13 protein-coding genes and 1 tRNA gene are annotated in these 14656 nt (G+C 70.4%); 10 read left to right on the forward strand and 4 right to left on the reverse strand.

The features are described from left to right. Nucleotides 1-20 precede the first annotated feature (20 nt). The gene (gene mazG / locus CDO52_RS06510) at nucleotides 21-785 is read left to right on the forward strand and encodes a nucleoside triphosphate pyrophosphohydrolase (RefSeq protein WP_017619932.1); all 765 of its coding nucleotides are present in this window, start codon (nucleotides 21-23) and stop codon (nucleotides 783-785) included. Here the strand turns inward: mazG and CDO52_RS06515 are convergent. After that, nucleotides 733-2277 (reverse strand): FtsW/RodA/SpoVE family cell cycle protein, encoded by a 1545-nt coding sequence (locus CDO52_RS06515; RefSeq protein WP_017619931.1) that lies wholly within the window; start codon nucleotides 2275-2277, stop codon nucleotides 733-735. The genes mazG and CDO52_RS06515 overlap by 53 nt on opposite strands. Before the next feature lie 257 nt (nucleotides 2278-2534). Here CDO52_RS06515 and CDO52_RS06520 point away from each other — a divergent pair, with 257 nt between their 5' ends. Next, entirely contained in the window at nucleotides 2535-2735 is a 201-nt protein-coding gene (locus tag CDO52_RS06520; protein ID WP_017619930.1) for a hypothetical protein, read from the forward strand. 137 nt (nucleotides 2736-2872) lie between these two features. Here the strand turns inward: CDO52_RS06520 and CDO52_RS06530 are convergent, their stop codons facing one another. After that, on the reverse strand, nucleotides 2873-4156 hold the full coding sequence (locus CDO52_RS06530) for an FAD-dependent monooxygenase (protein WP_017619928.1): 1284 nt from the start codon (nucleotides 4154-4156) through the stop codon (nucleotides 2873-2875). 167 nt (nucleotides 4157-4323) lie between these two features. Here CDO52_RS06530 and CDO52_RS06535 point away from each other — a divergent pair, with 167 nt between their 5' ends. Together CDO52_RS06535 and eno are read left to right on the forward strand one after the other, a co-directional pair. Continuing rightward, nucleotides 4324-4860, forward strand: coding sequence for a TetR/AcrR family transcriptional regulator (locus tag CDO52_RS06535; protein ID WP_017619927.1), 537 nt, complete (start codon nucleotides 4324-4326; stop codon nucleotides 4858-4860). Nucleotides 4861-5083: 223 nt separating this feature from the next. Continuing rightward, a complete protein-coding gene (gene eno, locus CDO52_RS06540; RefSeq protein WP_017619926.1) occupies nucleotides 5084-6367 on the forward strand; it encodes a phosphopyruvate hydratase in 1284 nt (427 codons plus the stop codon). A 178-nt stretch (nucleotides 6368-6545) separates the two neighbouring features. Here the strand turns inward: eno and CDO52_RS28575 are convergent, their stop codons facing one another. Then, complete coding sequence (locus CDO52_RS28575; protein WP_094932264.1) at nucleotides 6546-6902, reverse strand: hypothetical protein; 357 nt, start codon at nucleotides 6900-6902, stop codon at nucleotides 6546-6548. On the opposite strand from CDO52_RS28575, the gene CDO52_RS28580 reads away from it, so the two are divergent. The 5 genes from CDO52_RS28580 (at nucleotide 6901) to CDO52_RS06570 (ending at nucleotide 10945) form a co-directional block, all read left to right on the forward strand. Continuing rightward, nucleotides 6901-7335: an FtsB family cell division protein gene (locus tag CDO52_RS28580; RefSeq protein WP_017619924.1), complete on the forward strand. Its 435-nt coding sequence runs from the start codon at nucleotides 6901-6903 to the stop codon at nucleotides 7333-7335. The genes CDO52_RS28575 and CDO52_RS28580 overlap by 2 nt on opposite strands. 88 nt (nucleotides 7336-7423) lie before the next feature. Next, nucleotides 7424-7987, forward strand: coding sequence for a DUF501 domain-containing protein (locus CDO52_RS06555; protein WP_017619923.1), 564 nt, complete (start codon nucleotides 7424-7426; stop codon nucleotides 7985-7987). After that, nucleotides 7984-8976, forward strand: coding sequence for a Ppx/GppA phosphatase family protein (locus CDO52_RS06560; RefSeq protein WP_017619922.1), 993 nt, complete (start codon nucleotides 7984-7986; stop codon nucleotides 8974-8976). The genes CDO52_RS06555 and CDO52_RS06560 overlap by 4 nt, the downstream gene beginning before the upstream one ends. Nucleotides 8977-9334: 358 nt before the next feature. Continuing rightward, nucleotides 9335-10714 (forward strand): NAD(P)/FAD-dependent oxidoreductase, encoded by a 1380-nt coding sequence (locus tag CDO52_RS06565; RefSeq protein WP_017619921.1) that lies wholly within the window; start codon nucleotides 9335-9337, stop codon nucleotides 10712-10714. Nucleotides 10715-10871: 157 nt separating this feature from the next. Further along, nucleotides 10872-10945: transfer RNA gene (locus tag CDO52_RS06570), tRNA-Leu, on the forward strand. Nucleotides 10946-11051: 106 nt separating this feature from the next. Here the strand turns inward: CDO52_RS06570 and CDO52_RS06575 are convergent. Continuing rightward, nucleotides 11052-12827 carry a PucR family transcriptional regulator gene (locus CDO52_RS06575; RefSeq protein ID WP_193373686.1) on the reverse strand — a complete coding sequence of 592 codons (1776 nt, stop codon included), beginning with the start codon at nucleotides 12825-12827 and terminating at the stop codon, nucleotides 11052-11054. A gap of 141 nt (nucleotides 12828-12968) precedes the next feature. Here CDO52_RS06575 and pruA point away from each other — a divergent pair, with 141 nt between their 5' ends. Beyond that, nucleotides 12969-14594: an L-glutamate gamma-semialdehyde dehydrogenase gene (pruA, locus tag CDO52_RS06580; protein WP_017619919.1), complete on the forward strand. Its 1626-nt coding sequence runs from the start codon at nucleotides 12969-12971 to the stop codon at nucleotides 14592-14594. Nucleotides 14595-14656 lie beyond the last annotated feature (62 nt).

Raw genomic sequence — 14656 nt, forward strand, 5'->3', positions numbered from 1 at the left:
CAGGAAAGAGCATCGACCGCATGAGCGACGCGTCCACCACAGACAACGCGGACAACAGTCCGACGGCCCCCGTCACCGGCCACCGTCTCCTCGCCCTCGTCGAGGTCATGGACACGCTGCGCCGCGAATGCCCGTGGGACTCCCGGCAGACCCACGAGTCGCTGGCCAAGTATCTGCTCCAGGAGGCCTACGAGACGCTGGAGACGATCGAGGAGGGCGACTACGGCACGCTCCGCGAGGAGCTCGGGGACGTGCTGCTTCAGGTGCTCTTCCACGCGCGGATCGCCCAGGAGCGCGGCGCGGACGGATGGACGGTCGACGACGTCGCCGACGCCATCATCGACAAGCTCACCCGGCGCCACCCGCACGTCTTCGGTGGAACCGAGGTCGAGGGTGTGGACGACGTCCGCGCCAACTGGGAGACGATCAAGGCCGCCGAGCGCGCCCGCAAGGGCGACCCCGAGGCCTCGATCCTGGAGGGCGTCCCCTTCGGCCAGCCGGCCGCGCTGCTCGCCTATGAGCTGCAGAAGCGGGCGGTGCGCAACGGGCTGCCCGAGGACCTCATCACCGACGACGGGGACGCGGGCGGCGGCCTGTTCGCCGGGGTCGACGCGGAACGCCGGCGGGAGGCCGACCCGGAGATCGACCTGCGCGCCGCGGGCCGCCGGTTCGATCAGCGGGTCCGCGCGGCGGAGGCCAAGGCCCGCGCCGACGGCCACGACCCCCGCGCGCTCACCCCTGAGCAGTGGCGCGCGTATTGGGGTGCGGAGCGGCCGGGGGAGTGACGTCCGCGCCATCCGCGCTCCCCGCGTCCCCTTGCTCCCCCTCTGCCTGATCTCCCTCTGCCTCGTCGTCGGATCGCGTCGCCGCGTGCACCGGGAGCTGGATGACCTCGGTGGCGTCCTCCAGCTGGGCGTGCGCCTTCCCCGTCGGGGGCGGACGGCGGGCGCTGTCACTCAGGCGCAACCACAGCCCGATCATGATCCAGCTCGACACCAGCGACGACCCGCCCGCCGCGAGGAAGGGCGTGGTCATCCCGGTCAGCGGGATGATCTGGGTGACCCCGCCCAGCACCACGAACACCTGGAAGGCGAGCAAGAACGCGAAACCGGTGGCCATCAGCTTCACGAAGATCTCGCGGGAGGCGAGCGCGATCCTGAAGCCGCGCTCGGCGAGCAGCAGAAGCAGGATCACCACGGCCATCAGCCCGGTGAGCCCGAGCTTTTCGCCGATGGAGACGAGGATGAAGTCGCTGTCGGCGGCGAAGATCTCCGCTGCCCGGCCGCCGGAGAAGCCGGTGCCGAACAGTCCGCCGTCGGCCAGCGCGAACATGCCCTGCACCAGCTGGTAGCTGCCGCCGTCGGCGTGGTAGACGTGCGGTTCGAACGGGTTCAGCCAGATGACGACGCGCTGGCGCACGTGGACGAACATTGCCCAGGCGACCGTCGCCCCGGCCGAGAACATCAGCAGCCCGATGCCGACCCAGGACTTGCGCCCGGTCGCCGTATAGAGGATGGCCAGGAAGACGCTGAACAGGAGCAGTGAGGCACCGAGGTCCTTGGTGCCCACCAGCAGCAGGATGGCGAACCCCCAGGCGACCGTCATCGGGCCCAGGTCGCGCATGCGCGGGAGGCTGAAGACCTTCACGCCGCGTACGCGCAGCTGGCGGGCGGCCGTCGACAGCACGTCGCGCTTCATGCCCAGGTAGGCGGCGAGGAAGACGACCAGCAGGAGCTTGGCGAACTCGGAGGGCTGGACGGTGAAGCCGCGCATCCCGATCCACCGGTGGGCGCCGTAGGCGTCGATGCCGATCACCGGTATCATCGGCAGTGCGAGCAGCACCAGCCCGGCGACCGCCATGAGGTAGGGATAGCGCTGCAGCCTGCGCGGCTCCCGGATCGCGAGGAGCACCACCAGGCACCCCACTATCCCGAGTACGGACCACATGAGCTGCTTGCCCGCCTCGGACTGGGTGGGTCCGCCGATGCGGTGCAGCCCCCAGATAACGGTCAGCCCGAGACCGTTGAGCGCGGCGGCCAGCGGCAGGATCAGCGGATCGGCCCAGGGCGCGAGGCGTCGCAGCGCGATGTGCAGCGCCAGCACCGCCCCGCCGAAGCCGCCGACGAACAGAGCCAGGTCATCGGGCACGCGTCCATCGATCTCCAGGCCGGCCAGGCACAGCCCGCCTGCCAGGATCACGACCGCGAGGAGCAGCAGCGCGAACTCGACGTTGCGCCGCCGCGGTCGTATCCCTGTATCGATGGGTTCGGGTGTCACGATTCCGCCTCGCCTCACCGTCCACGATCCGTGTCCCGGCCGACCACGGACGGGAGCGCTGTCATGCGAGGGGACTTTGACTGGTTACCGAACGTCGACCGAAGTGAACTAACAAAGCACTATAAGTGGCCGCCCACGGTGTTCCCGACAGCGAAGCCGGGAAACCCGCATCGCCCGGCCGGAGCGGTCCCTGTCCCTGCGCCGTCGGTCTGAGGGAATCGCTGGCACGGCTCATCGAGAACGTGCACACTGGTCATATGAGTACGCCGCGCGAGGAGCTCGCCCAGCTGGTTGAGGAGCTTCCAGAGGATATGGTTCCAGAGGTTCTGGCGAGTGCCCGAGCCAAGCTGGCTTTGGCCGGAGGCTGGCCGCCAGCGTGGTTCGGAGCAGCCGAGAGCGGAGAGACCGACCTCTCGCAACGGGTCGACGACATACTGGCCGAAGGGTTCGGCCAGTAGCAGTGCCCGCTCCCTAGCCGGTCGTTGTGGACACCGGCCCGCGGTGATCGCACCAGCCGAGCGGCTCGGCACGGATCAAGTCGCAACCGTTGACCACCAGCATTTCACCGTCGCGCGCCCCGCGCACGTCGAGGCTTTCACGCTCCTTCCCTGATCAGCCGGGGTCCGGGGTAGTCCGGCAGGTCGATGGCGTTGGCGGCCTTCTGGACGGGATCCCCCCGGCGGGCGAGGCCCGGCATGCGGGAGGCGAGGCCGAGGCCCTGGTCGCGCAGCCAGATACCGCTGCGGGTGGTCGGGGTGACGATGCCCAGGCCGCTGCTGGCGATCGCTTGGTTCTGCTCGGCGAACCCCCGCATCCGAGACTCGTATCGGGCGAACGCCGTGGTGTGGTCACCATCGGCCGCCGCGAGTTTACCGGCGAGGACGTAGGCGCCCACCAGCGCGAGGCTCGAACCCTGACCCGACATCGGTGACGGACCGTGCGCGGCGTCGCCGACGAGCGTGACGCGTCCGTGTGACCAGCGATCCATGTGGATCTGGCTGATCGTGTCGAAGTAAAAGTCGTCGGCGTTCCACATCTCCTGCAGCAGCCGGGGCGCCTCCCACCCTTCCCTGGCGAAGACTGCCGCGATGATCCGCTTCTGGGCCGCGACGTCGCGATGGTCGAAGGGCACCTCGCGGCGGGTGGCGAACGCGAACATCGCCTTGGCCTCGGGGTTCACCCCGGGGTCGTTCTCCTCACCCGGGAGTGGCGGCTCGATCCGGCCGGTGTGCGGGGCCGAGCTGTACATGGCGGTGAGCCGGTTCGGTGTGTTGTACAGCCGCACCTCCCGGTCCAGGCCGAGGTGGTTGGGGACGCTGAAGATCGAGATGTAGCGGCCGAGATAGCGCCGGAACGGCTCCTCCGGCCCGAAGACGAGGCGCCGCACATTGGAGTGCAGCCCGTCGGCGCCTACGACGAGCCCGAAAGTGCGCGGGGCGCCTTTCTCGAAGGTCACCCGCACGCCCTCGGCGCTCTCCTCCATCGCGGTGATCGAGTCGCCGAACACGTACTCCACGTCGTCCTTGGTCGCCTGGTAAAGCAGTCGGCTCAGGTGGCCGCGCATCAGCTCCACGTCCCGGGTGGACTCCTCCTGGCCGAACAAGGAAAGGCCGACCGCGACGCTGGCCCGCCCGTCGCCCTTGACGATCGACATCGTGCGCATCTGGGTGTACGCCCGGCGGACGTCGGCGAGCAGCCCCATCCGGTCCACGACGTCGACGGCGGTGCCGCGCACGTCGATCGCGTATCCACCGTCACGCAGGCGCGGCGCCCGTTCGAGGACCGTGGGCGTGAAGCCGTGTTCGCGCAGCCAGTAGGCCAATGCGGGCCCGGCGATGCTCGCACCGGAGATGAGGACGTTGCTGTCGGTGGTGGTCATGGACGTCGCCCCTTTTCGTGCGTGTGCCGTGGGATCGCCTGGTCTCAGGATAGGCGTGGAACTTGCCGGGCGGCAAGTAAGTTACTGGTCGGCCGGATGGTCACCGCGATAGACTCGGTCCGCGCGGCAGCTGGCCGCGGAGCGGCAACCAGGGAGGAGACGTCGGCGTGGCGCGGCGGCAGACTGACACCAGGGCGGAGATCCGCGATGTCGCCCTGGAGCTTTTCGCCCAGCGGGGCTTCGAGAAGACGAGCCTCCGCGAGATCGCCGAGCGCCTCGACATCACCAAGGCGGCGCTCTACTACCACTTCCCGTCCAAGACGGATCTGCTGCGAGAAGTCGTGAACCCGCTGCTCACCGAGGTCCCAGCGATGCTCGACGCGGCGGAGCAGGCGCCCGACGCGGGACCGCGCCGGATCCTGGAGGACTACTTCGACGTCATCGCGCGGCACCGCGTCGTGTTCATGGCCATGCTCAGCGACCTCGGATCGCTGGCACGGCTCGACGTCATGCCTGCCATCTTCGATTGGCGCGACCGGCTGCAGGTGCTCCTCGTCGGCCCGAACGCGGGCCCGGCCGACGCCGCCCGCGTCACGGTCGCCGTCGGGGGACTGCAGGACGCGGCGGTCATGATGGGGGATGGACCAGCGGACGAAATCCGCGCCGCCGCCGTTGCTGCCGCCTACCGAGCTTTGCACCCGTGAACAGGCATGATGTGCCGTGGCAAGCAGCCTGGCGCATCTCACGATCCGGACTAGACCAATTTCCCGGAGCGGGTGAGGCGATGCCCGGTCCGGGTCGCTAGGCTCGTAGTCGGCTCGCGTCATCATGTCGTCGCTGAAAGATGCCGGTATCTCTGGGGTGGGGCCCAGGCCCGGTCGGGCGCGTGCGTGAGCCGGGAACAGTCGCTATCGAAGGAGTGCAACGTTGTCGTCGATCGAGGCAGTGCAGGCGCGGGAGATCCTGGATTCCCGCGGTAATCCGACGGTGGAGGTCGAGGTCCTGCTCGACGACGGGACGATCGCCCGGGCGGCGGTCCCCAGTGGCGCGTCCACCGGGCAGTTCGAGGCGGTGGAACTGCGTGACGGCGGCGAGCGCTACGGCGGCAAGGGCGTCGAGAAGGCCGTGGTCGCCGTCAACGACGACATCGCCGAGGAGATCCTCGGGTTCGCCCCGGACGAGCAGCGGCTGATCGACCGCGCGCTCATCGACCTGGACGGCACCCCCGACAAGTCGAAGCTCGGGGCCAACGCCATCCTCGGCACCTCCCTCGCGGTGGCGCAGGCCGCCGCGGAGACCGCGGGCCTCCACCTCTTCCGGTACCTCGGCGGCCCGAACGCACACGTGCTGCCGGTGCCGATGATGAACATCCTCAACGGCGGCGCCCACGCCGACACCAACGTCGACATCCAGGAGTTCATGATCGCCCCGATCGGGGCGGCGAGCTTCCGCCAGGCGGTCCGCTGGGGCGCCGAGGTCTACCACGCGCTCAAGGCGGTGCTGAAGGCCCACGGCCTGGCCACCGGCGTCGGCGACGAGGGCGGCTTCGCCCCGAACCTGGAGAGCAACCGGGCCGCGCTCGACCTGATCATCGAGGCCATCCAGAAGGCCGGGTACACCCCGGGCCGCGACATCGCGCTCGCCCTCGACGTCGCCGCCAGCGAGTTCTACGCCGACGGTGCCTACAAGTTCGAGGGCAAGACCCGCACCGCCGAGGAGATGGCCACCTACTACGGCGAGCTCGTCGACGCCTACCCGCTCGTCTCGATCGAGGACCCGCTCAACGAGGAGGACTGGGAGGGCTGGCAGAAGCTGAACGCCTCCCTGGGCGACAAGGTCCAGCTGGTGGGCGACGACCTGTTCGTCACCAACCCCGAGCGCCTGCAGCGCGGCATCGACTCCAAGGCCGCCAACTCGCTGCTGGTCAAGGTCAACCAGATCGGTACGCTCACCGAGACCTTCGAGGCGGTCGCCCTGGCCCAGCGCAACGGCTACACCGCGATGATCTCGCACCGCTCCGGCGAGACCGAGGACACCACCATCGCCGACATCGCCGTCGCGACCAACGCCGGCCAGATCAAGACCGGTGCCCCGGCCCGCAGCGAGCGCGTCGCCAAGTACAACCAGCTGCTGCGCATCGAGGAGGAACTGGACGACGCCGCGATTTATGCCGGTGTGTCGGCCTTCCCGCGCTTCAAGCCGCAGGACTAGGCTGACACCTCATGCCCAAGGTGCCAGAGCAGCCGAAGGGGTCCCGCCCGGGGAAGGCGGGACCCCCGGCCTCTGGCGCCTCGGGCCGCAAGGGCGCGAAGCCGTCCGCCAAGGATGCCCGGGCCGCGCCGACCGGAAAGAAGACGGCGAAGCCCGGGAAGACGCCGAAGGCGACGGGTCAGCCCGCGGGATCGAAGCGTTCGACGGCCAAGCCCGGGAGCGCGAAACCGGCGCAGTCGAAACCCGCGGCGCCGGCGAAGCCTCCGGGGAAGGCCGCACAGCCCGGACGGGCGGTGAAGGGGACGTCCGCGGCTGGGTCGCGGCCGAAGGCCGCGAAACGCGCGACGTCCGCCGCGAGCGGGGCGGGCGGACGGTCGTCTCCCGCCCGGGGCAGGGCTACACCTACCGTGAAGGCGCCGAACGGCGCGGCGAAGAGGGTGGGCATGGGGGCGGCCACAGGATCGGGGACATCGGGCACATCGGGCACGGGGCCGGACAAGCCGACGGCGAAGCCCACCCGCGCGACGCGGAACATGGGAACCGTCGCGGCCGGGCGCATCCGCCCCGCCCTCACCAGCCGAGCGGCCATCCTGGGGTTGGTCATCTGTGTGATCGCGCTCAGCCTCGCCTACCCCCTGCGCGAGTACATCACCCAGCGCGCCGAGATCGCCCGGCTTCAGGAGCAGCGCAGCCGCGCCCAGGAGAGCGTGAGCGAGCTGAAGAAGCGCAAGGAGCAGCTGCAGGACCCCACCTACATCGAGCGCGAAGCCCGCACGCGACTCCACTACCAGTACCCCGGGGAGCGCGCCTACGTCGTCATCCCCGCGGACAGGGGCGAGCAGACGGACGATGGCGACCCGGCGCCTGCCGAGCCCTGGTTCACCAAGCTCTGGAAGTCGGTCAAGGGCGCCGACGAGGGCGGATCGACCGAGGAGCAGGTCCCTGACGCCGACGCGCCACCGGACTGACCCGACCCCGCGCGGCGCCACGCGGTGCCCCGCGCTCCTGGTGGGCGTGTCACCGACGCCGTACTCCCGCGGCTAACCTGAGTTCGAGATGACTTCCAACGATCACGACGCCGCGGACTCCTCCGTCTCCGCTGATGACGTCGCCGCCATCGAACTCCAGCTGGGCCGCGTCCCGCGCGGGCTGCGCGGTGTCGCGCACCGCTGCCCCTGCGGCCTGCCCGACGTCGTGCGCACCGCGCCGCGGCTGGAGGACGGCACGCCGTTCCCCACGCTCTACTACCTCACCTGCCCCCGCGCCGCCTCGGCCATCGGCACACTGGAGGCCGACGGCGTGATGCGCGAGATGCAGGCGCGCCTGGCCGACGACCCCGAGCTGCGGGCGGCCTACACCAAGGCGCACGATTCCTATATCGCCGAGCGCGACGAGCAGGCGCGGCGCGACGGCATGGAGCCGTTGCCCGAGGGGATGCAGAGCGCCGGAGGCATGCCGACCCGGGTCAAGTGCCTGCACGCCCTGGTCGGACACGAGCTCGCCGAGCCCGGTACCAACCCGTTCGGCCGGGAGGCCCTGGACGCCCTCCCCGAGTGGTGGGCCAAGGGCCAGTGCGTGTGCGTGCAGGACCGTGTGAACGACAGCGAGGACACCCAGTGAGCACCAGAAGCGTCGCGGCCATCGACTGCGGGACCAACTCCATCCGCCTGCTGATCTCCAGCGTGATCTCGCTGGACGAGGACGAGGTGCAGCTCCTCGACGTCGAGCGCCGCATGGAGATCGTCCGCCTCGGCCAGGGGGTCGACAAGACCGGGGCGTTCGCGCCCGAGGCGCTGGAGCGCACCTTCTCCGCGCTGCGCGGCTACGCGGAGCTGATGCGCCAGCACGGCGTCGAGTTCGGCCCCGAGTCCGTGCGGATGGTGGCCACCAGCGCCACCCGGGACGCCGCCAACCGTCAGGAGTTCGTCGACGGGGTCCGCTCGATCATCGGCGTCGAGCCCGAGGTGATCTCCGGCGACGAGGAGGCGGAGCTCTCCTTCATCGGCGCCACGGCCGAGCTGGAGGGCGAGGACGACGGATTCAAGCCCCCGTTCCTCGTCGTGGACATCGGCGGCGGCTCCACCGAGTTCGTCCTCGGCTACGCGGGGGACGAGGGGACCGGTGTGGTGCGCGCCGCGCGGTCGGTGAACATCGGCTGTGTCCGGATGACCGAGCGGCACCTGACCCAGGACCCGCCCACGGCTGAGCAGATCGCGGCGGCGACGGCGGACATCGACGCGGCCCTGGACGAGGCGGCGGGTGCCGTGCCGATCGACGAGGCGGCCACGGTCGTGTGCGTCGCGGGCACCGCCACCACGGTGGCGGGGATCGCCGAGGACCTGCCCGAGTACGACTCCGATCGCATTCACCACACGCAGGTGTCGGCGGAGCGCACCCACGCCATCGCCGAGGAGCTGCTCGCGATGTCGCACGACCGGCGCGCCGCCATCGGTGTCATGCACCCGGGACGGGTGGACGTGATCGGGGCGGGAGCCCTGATCCTGGACCGTGTGGTCTCGCGCACAGGCGTCGGCGGGTTCATCGCCAGCGAGCACGACATCCTCGACGGGATCGCCTGGAGCCTCTGCCTTTCCGAGGCCCCGGAATAACACGTGCGGCCGCCCCGGTTACACGGGGCGGCTGACCCCGGTTCCGGTGTTCCGCGTGAGGCGCGTCACTTGCGCGCGAGCCTGTGAAAGCATTCACAAGCCCTCTCACCTGCAAAAACGCCGTGTGCGTCGCGCGTAACGTGGTCTAAACCTTCGCGAAATGTATCTTTCCTGACGGGATGAGCTTGTGAAAGAATGCACAAGCGTCAGCCCGGAGATGGCGAGCTCCGGGGATCGCCGGACAGCACCGGTTCTCATGAGTCGGGTCCCGACGAGAACTGGCAGGTCAATGAAGACTTACCGATGTTCGCCGCCCCCGCGCGGGCGACGGAACGGGCACTCAAAGGGCGGATATGTGATGACCGAGAGCAGGAACTACCGGCTGGTGCACGGTGGTGGGGACGAGTCGGAGATCCCGCACATCCTCATCGTCGGCGGCGGGTACCTCGGGATGTACACCGCGAGGCGGCTGGAGAAGAAGCTGGGACCGGGCGAGGCCCGGATCACGGTGGTCGACCCGAACTCCTACATGACCTACCAGCCGTTCCTTCCGGAGACGGCGGCCGGCAACATCTCCCCGCGCAACGTGGTCGTCCCGCTGCGCAAGGTCTTCAACCGGGTGCGCGTCCTCAACGGCCGCGTCATCCAGATCCAGCACGCCGACCGCAAGGTCGTCTTCGAGCCGACCCACGGCACGACCACCGAGATCGCCTACGACTACATCGTCATGGCGGCCGGTGCCGTCTCCCGCACCCTGCCCATCCCGGGTCTGGCCGAGTGGGGCATCGGCATCAAGACGGTCGAGGAAGCCGCGTACCTCCGCAACCATGTGCTGGACCAGCTCAACATCGCCGACTCCACCGACGACCCCGAGGTGCGCCGCAAGGCCCTCAACTTCGTCTTCGTGGGCGGCGGGTTCGCCGGTGCCGAGGCCATCGCCGAGCTGGAGGACATGGCCCGCGACGCCACCCGGATCTACCGCTCGATCAGCGTTGACGACCTGCACTTCTACCTCATCGAGGCGGCCGACAAGATCCTCCCGGAGGTCGGTCCCGAGGTCGGCACCAAGGCCCTGAACCAGCTCAAGGCCCGCGGCATCGACGTGCGCCTGTCCACCTTCCTGGAGTCGGCGGTCGACCAGCGCGTCAAGCTGAGCGACGGCACCGAGTTCGAGGCCGGGACGCTGGTGTGGACCGCGGGCGTCAAGCCCAGCCCGGTCGTCCAGGCCAGCGACCTGCCGCTCGGCCCCAAGGGCCACGTCGACACCAGCGAGTACCTGATCGTCAACGGGGTGGACAACGCGTTCGCCGGTGGCGACAACGCGCAGGTCCCCGACGGCAACGGCGGCTTCTACCCGCCGAACGCGCAGAACGCCGTGCGCCAGGCCCCGGTCCTCGCCGACAACGTCATCGCGACGCTGCGCGGCAAGAAGCCCACCGCCTACGTGCACAAGAACCTCGGTGCGGTCGCCGGGCTCGGCCTGCACAAGGGGGCCGCCCAGCTGTTCGGCAAGGTCAAGCTGAACGGCCGCATGGCCTGGTACGCGCACCGCTGCTACCACCTCTTCGCCGTGCCGACCTTCAACCGCAAGATGCGGGTGCTGGCCGACTGGACGATGGCGCTGCTCTTCCGCCGCGACTTCGCGGCGCTCTCCGAGATGGACGACCCGCGCCAGGCGTTCGAGGAGGCCAGCCAGCCCCCGGCGGAGAAGGGCGAGCCGCTGCGCCGCGCCAGCTGACCCGGCACCGGTTCGGCGGCCGCCGCCGGACCATGTGGTCGGCATTCTTCCAACGACGGACGAATCGGCCGGCCCCGCACCTGCGGGGCCGGCCGATTCGGTTATTCCAGGCGCGGGGGCGCACCTTTAGGCCTGTGGTGGCCGGTATGATGGTCGCGCCCTCGTAGCCCAATGGAAGAGGCAGGCCCCCTAAAAGGGTCACAAGTGTCGGTTCGAGTCCGACCGGGGGCACTGTCGCTGGTCCTTCCGTTGATCTCGGAGATACTGGGGTCTGACGAGCGATTTTGACCCCAATATCTCCGAGATCAACGGAATGGGGGTCACGGTCGGCCGCGGCTCACCTCCCGCGCTCCATGAGCAGCTGGAGGTGGGCGAAGAGCCGCTGGTTGGGGTCGCCGAGGTCGATCCCGCTCACTTTCTCCGCCCGCCGCACCCGGTAGCGCAACGTGTTGGGGTGGATGTGCAGCCGCGCCGCGGCGGCGCGGACGTCCCCGAAGCCGTCCAGGTAGGCCACCAGCGACTCCACCAGCTCCGACCCGGCGGCGGCGTCGTGCTGGACCAGCCGGGTGACGCGCGGGTCGCGCAGGGCCGACGTGCCGCGCAGGTGGGCGAGCGTCTCGCTGACCAGCACCTGCGCCCGCACATCGGAGATCGTGGCCACATCCATCGCCAGGTCGCGGCCCATGGCGTCGAGGATCCGGTCGGCCTCGGCCCGCGAGTGCGGGACGTCCGACAGCGCGTGGACCCGCGAGCCGACCGCCGCCTGGACGGTGGCCCCCAGCACCTGGCGCGCCGCCTCGACGGTCTTGCGGGTCAGCGCGAGCACCGACGACTCCGCCGACGCGCCGGTCAGGTCGGGCAGCAGCACGTAGGCGCGCCCACCCAGCATCGTGGTCAGGGCGGTGCGCCGGTAGGCGGCCGTGTGCACCGAGATCAGGTCGATCATCCGGCGCCGCAGCAGCTCCCGACCCGAACGGCCCGGGCTCTCGGCGGCGCTCCGGCCCCCCGCCGAGGCCAGTGTGAACGCCACGACGAGCGCCGGGCGGTCGGGGGCCACCTCGATCGAGTCGTCCAGGGCCGCCGCCTCGATCCGCCCCTCCAACAGCCCGGCCAGCAGGTCCTCGCGCAGCCGCAGCCCCAGCGTCATCTCGGTGCGGTGCCGCAGCATGTGCAGGGCGGTCATCCGGGCGGCGCCCAGCATCGCCTCCTCGGCGTTTTCCGCCAGCGGCACGGCGCCCTCCTGCACCCAGATGGTGCCCAGCGGCTGCGAACCGGCGTGGATGCCCACCGCCAGGCGCCGCCGGATGCCCAGCTCCGGGCGTTCGTCGATGCGCACGACCTCCTCACCCGAGCGCAGCCGGGAGAAGACGCCCCACTCGCGCAGGAGCGCGAGGTACTGCTCGGGGCCCTGGCGCCCGAGGATCGACAGGCGGCGCAGCTCGTCGCCCTCCTCGCCGCTGGAGTAGGCGAGCACACGGCTGGCCGCGTCCTCGATGGAGACCAGGCCGCCGGTGAGCGTCGCGATCGTCTGCGCGATGGAGAACAGGTCGCCGGCGGACTCGCCCAGCTCCGCGGTATCGGTGGTCAGCCGCGCGTCGTCGAGTACGCTGCGGCACAGCGACTGCAACTGGTCCCAGCGGACCTCGGGGCGCACCGCGAGGAGCGCGATCCCGACCTCGCTGGCGGCGGTGCGCAGCTGCTGGAACTCGTCGCGGGCCGACCGCGCCGCCGGGGTCGGCGCCCCCCACCCCTGCGGCGGCGGGTAGCTGGGTTCCTCGGCGAGGGCGCGGGCCGCCGCGTTCACCTTGACGGCGACGGCGGCCGCCCCTTGGCGCGCGGCCGACCGCACCAGGTGCCGGGCGGCCCCGCCCCGGGCGCCGATCAGCAGTACCAGGTCGCCGGTCGCCGCCTCGGCGTCGTCCTCGGGGTCGACGATCACCACATTGTTCACTCGTACATCGAGGCCCGCAGGGGCGGCTAGGACGTCGACCAGGGGGTCACCCACGGCCAGCAGGAGGCGCCGCAGCGCCACACCTCCCGGTTCACCTGGGATATCGGTCTCCGGGGCGGGCTCGCTGGCGGCGGAGCGCGTGGGATCGGCAGCTGGATTCATGATTGGTCCATTTTGTCCTATCGGCCAAGCCAGCCTGGCAAAGAGTGGCCGACTCCACAAGGTGGTCATGCCCCGCCATCTCTTACGTTTGTCCGGTTCACGTGGTTTTTACTGCGACGACGAGGAGACAGGGAGGTGCCCATGGACGCCGTTACGAACGTCCCCACCCCGGCCAACGAGCCCGTACTCACGTACGCGCCGGGCAGCCCGGAGCGGGCGGAGCTGGAGTGCAAACTCGACGAGCTCGCCAAGGAGCCGGTCGAGCTGCCCATGAACATCGGCGGCGAGCGCCGGATGGGCGGCGGCGACCGCATCGACGTCGTCCAGCCGCACAACCACGCCCACGTCCTGGGCACGATGGCCAACGCTACCCACGACGACGCGCGCGCCGCCATCGCCGCCGCCAAGAAGGCCGCCCCCGCCTGGCGCGACATGCCCTTCGACGAGCGGGCCGCGATCATCCTGCGCGCCGCCGACCTGCTCGCCGGCCCGTGGCGCCAGACCCTCAACGCCGCCACCATGCTCGGCCAGTCCAAGACCGCGATCCAGGCCGAGATCGACTCCGCCTGCGAGCTCATCGACTTCTGGCGCTTCAACGTCGCCTACGCGCGCCGCCTCATGGCCGAGCAGCCGTTCAGCCCGGCCGGGCAGTGGAACCGCCTGGAGCAGCGGCCGCTGGAGGGCTTCGTCTACGCGATCACGCCCTTCAACTTCACCGCGATCGCCGGGAACCTGCCCACCGCCCCCGCCCTCATGGGCAACGTCGTGGTGTGGAAGCCGTCCCCCACCCAGCAGTTCGCCGCGGAGCTGACCATGCGGCTGCTCGAAGAGGCCGGAATGCCCCCGGGCGTCATCAACATGGTCACCGGCGACGGCCTCGCCGTCTCCGACGTGGCGATGAACGACCCGGACCTGGCCGGTGTCCACTTCACCGGCTCCACCCGCACCTTCCAGCACCTGTGGCGCACCGTCGGCGAGAACATCGAGACCTACCGCTCCTACCCGCGCGTCGTGGGGGAGACCGGCGGCAAGGACTTCATCGTCGCCCACTCCTCGGCCAACCCCGACGTCGTGCGCACCGCCATCGTCCGCGGCGCGTTCGAGTTCCAGGGGCAGAAGTGCTCCGCCGCCTCCCGCGCGTTCGTCGCCCGCTCGGTCTGGGAGCGCCTGCGCGACGACCTCATCGCCGAGGTCGAGGCGATCCCCATGGGCGACGTCACCGACTTCTCCAACTTCATGGGCGCGGTCATCGACCGCCGGGCCTTCGACAAGGTCTCCGGCGCGATCGAGCACGCCCGCAAGGACCCCACGCTGGAGATCGTGGCCGGCGGCACGGCCGACGACTCCGTGGGCTACTTCGTCCGCCCGACCGTCGTGGTCGGCACCGACCCGTCCAACGAGGTCTTCAGCACCGAGTACTTCGGCCCGTTCATCGCCGTCCACGTCTACGAGGACGGCGACTACGAGCGCATCCTGAAGATCGTCGACGAAGGGTCCGCCTACGCCCTGACCGGCGCCGTCATCGCCGACGACCGCGAGGCCGTCACCAAGGCGCACCACGCGCTGCGCTTCGCCGCCGGGAACTTCTACGTCAACGACAAGCCGACCGGCTCCGTCGTCGGCCAGCAGCCCTTCGGCGGCGCCCGCGCCTCGGGCACCAACGACAAGGCCGGCTCCGCGCAGAACCTGGCGCGCTGGGCCAGCCCGCGCTCCATCAAGGAGACGTTCGTCCCGCCGACGACCTCCTCCCACCCCCACCAGGGCTGACCGGACGGGGACATCACCGGGCCCCGGACCACCCGCGTCCGGGGCCTTTTTTCGAACCCGGG

This window comes from Nocardiopsis gilva YIM 90087 (assembly GCF_002263495.1).
GTDB lineage: Bacteria > Actinomycetota > Actinomycetes > Streptosporangiales > Streptosporangiaceae > Nocardiopsis_C > Nocardiopsis_C gilva.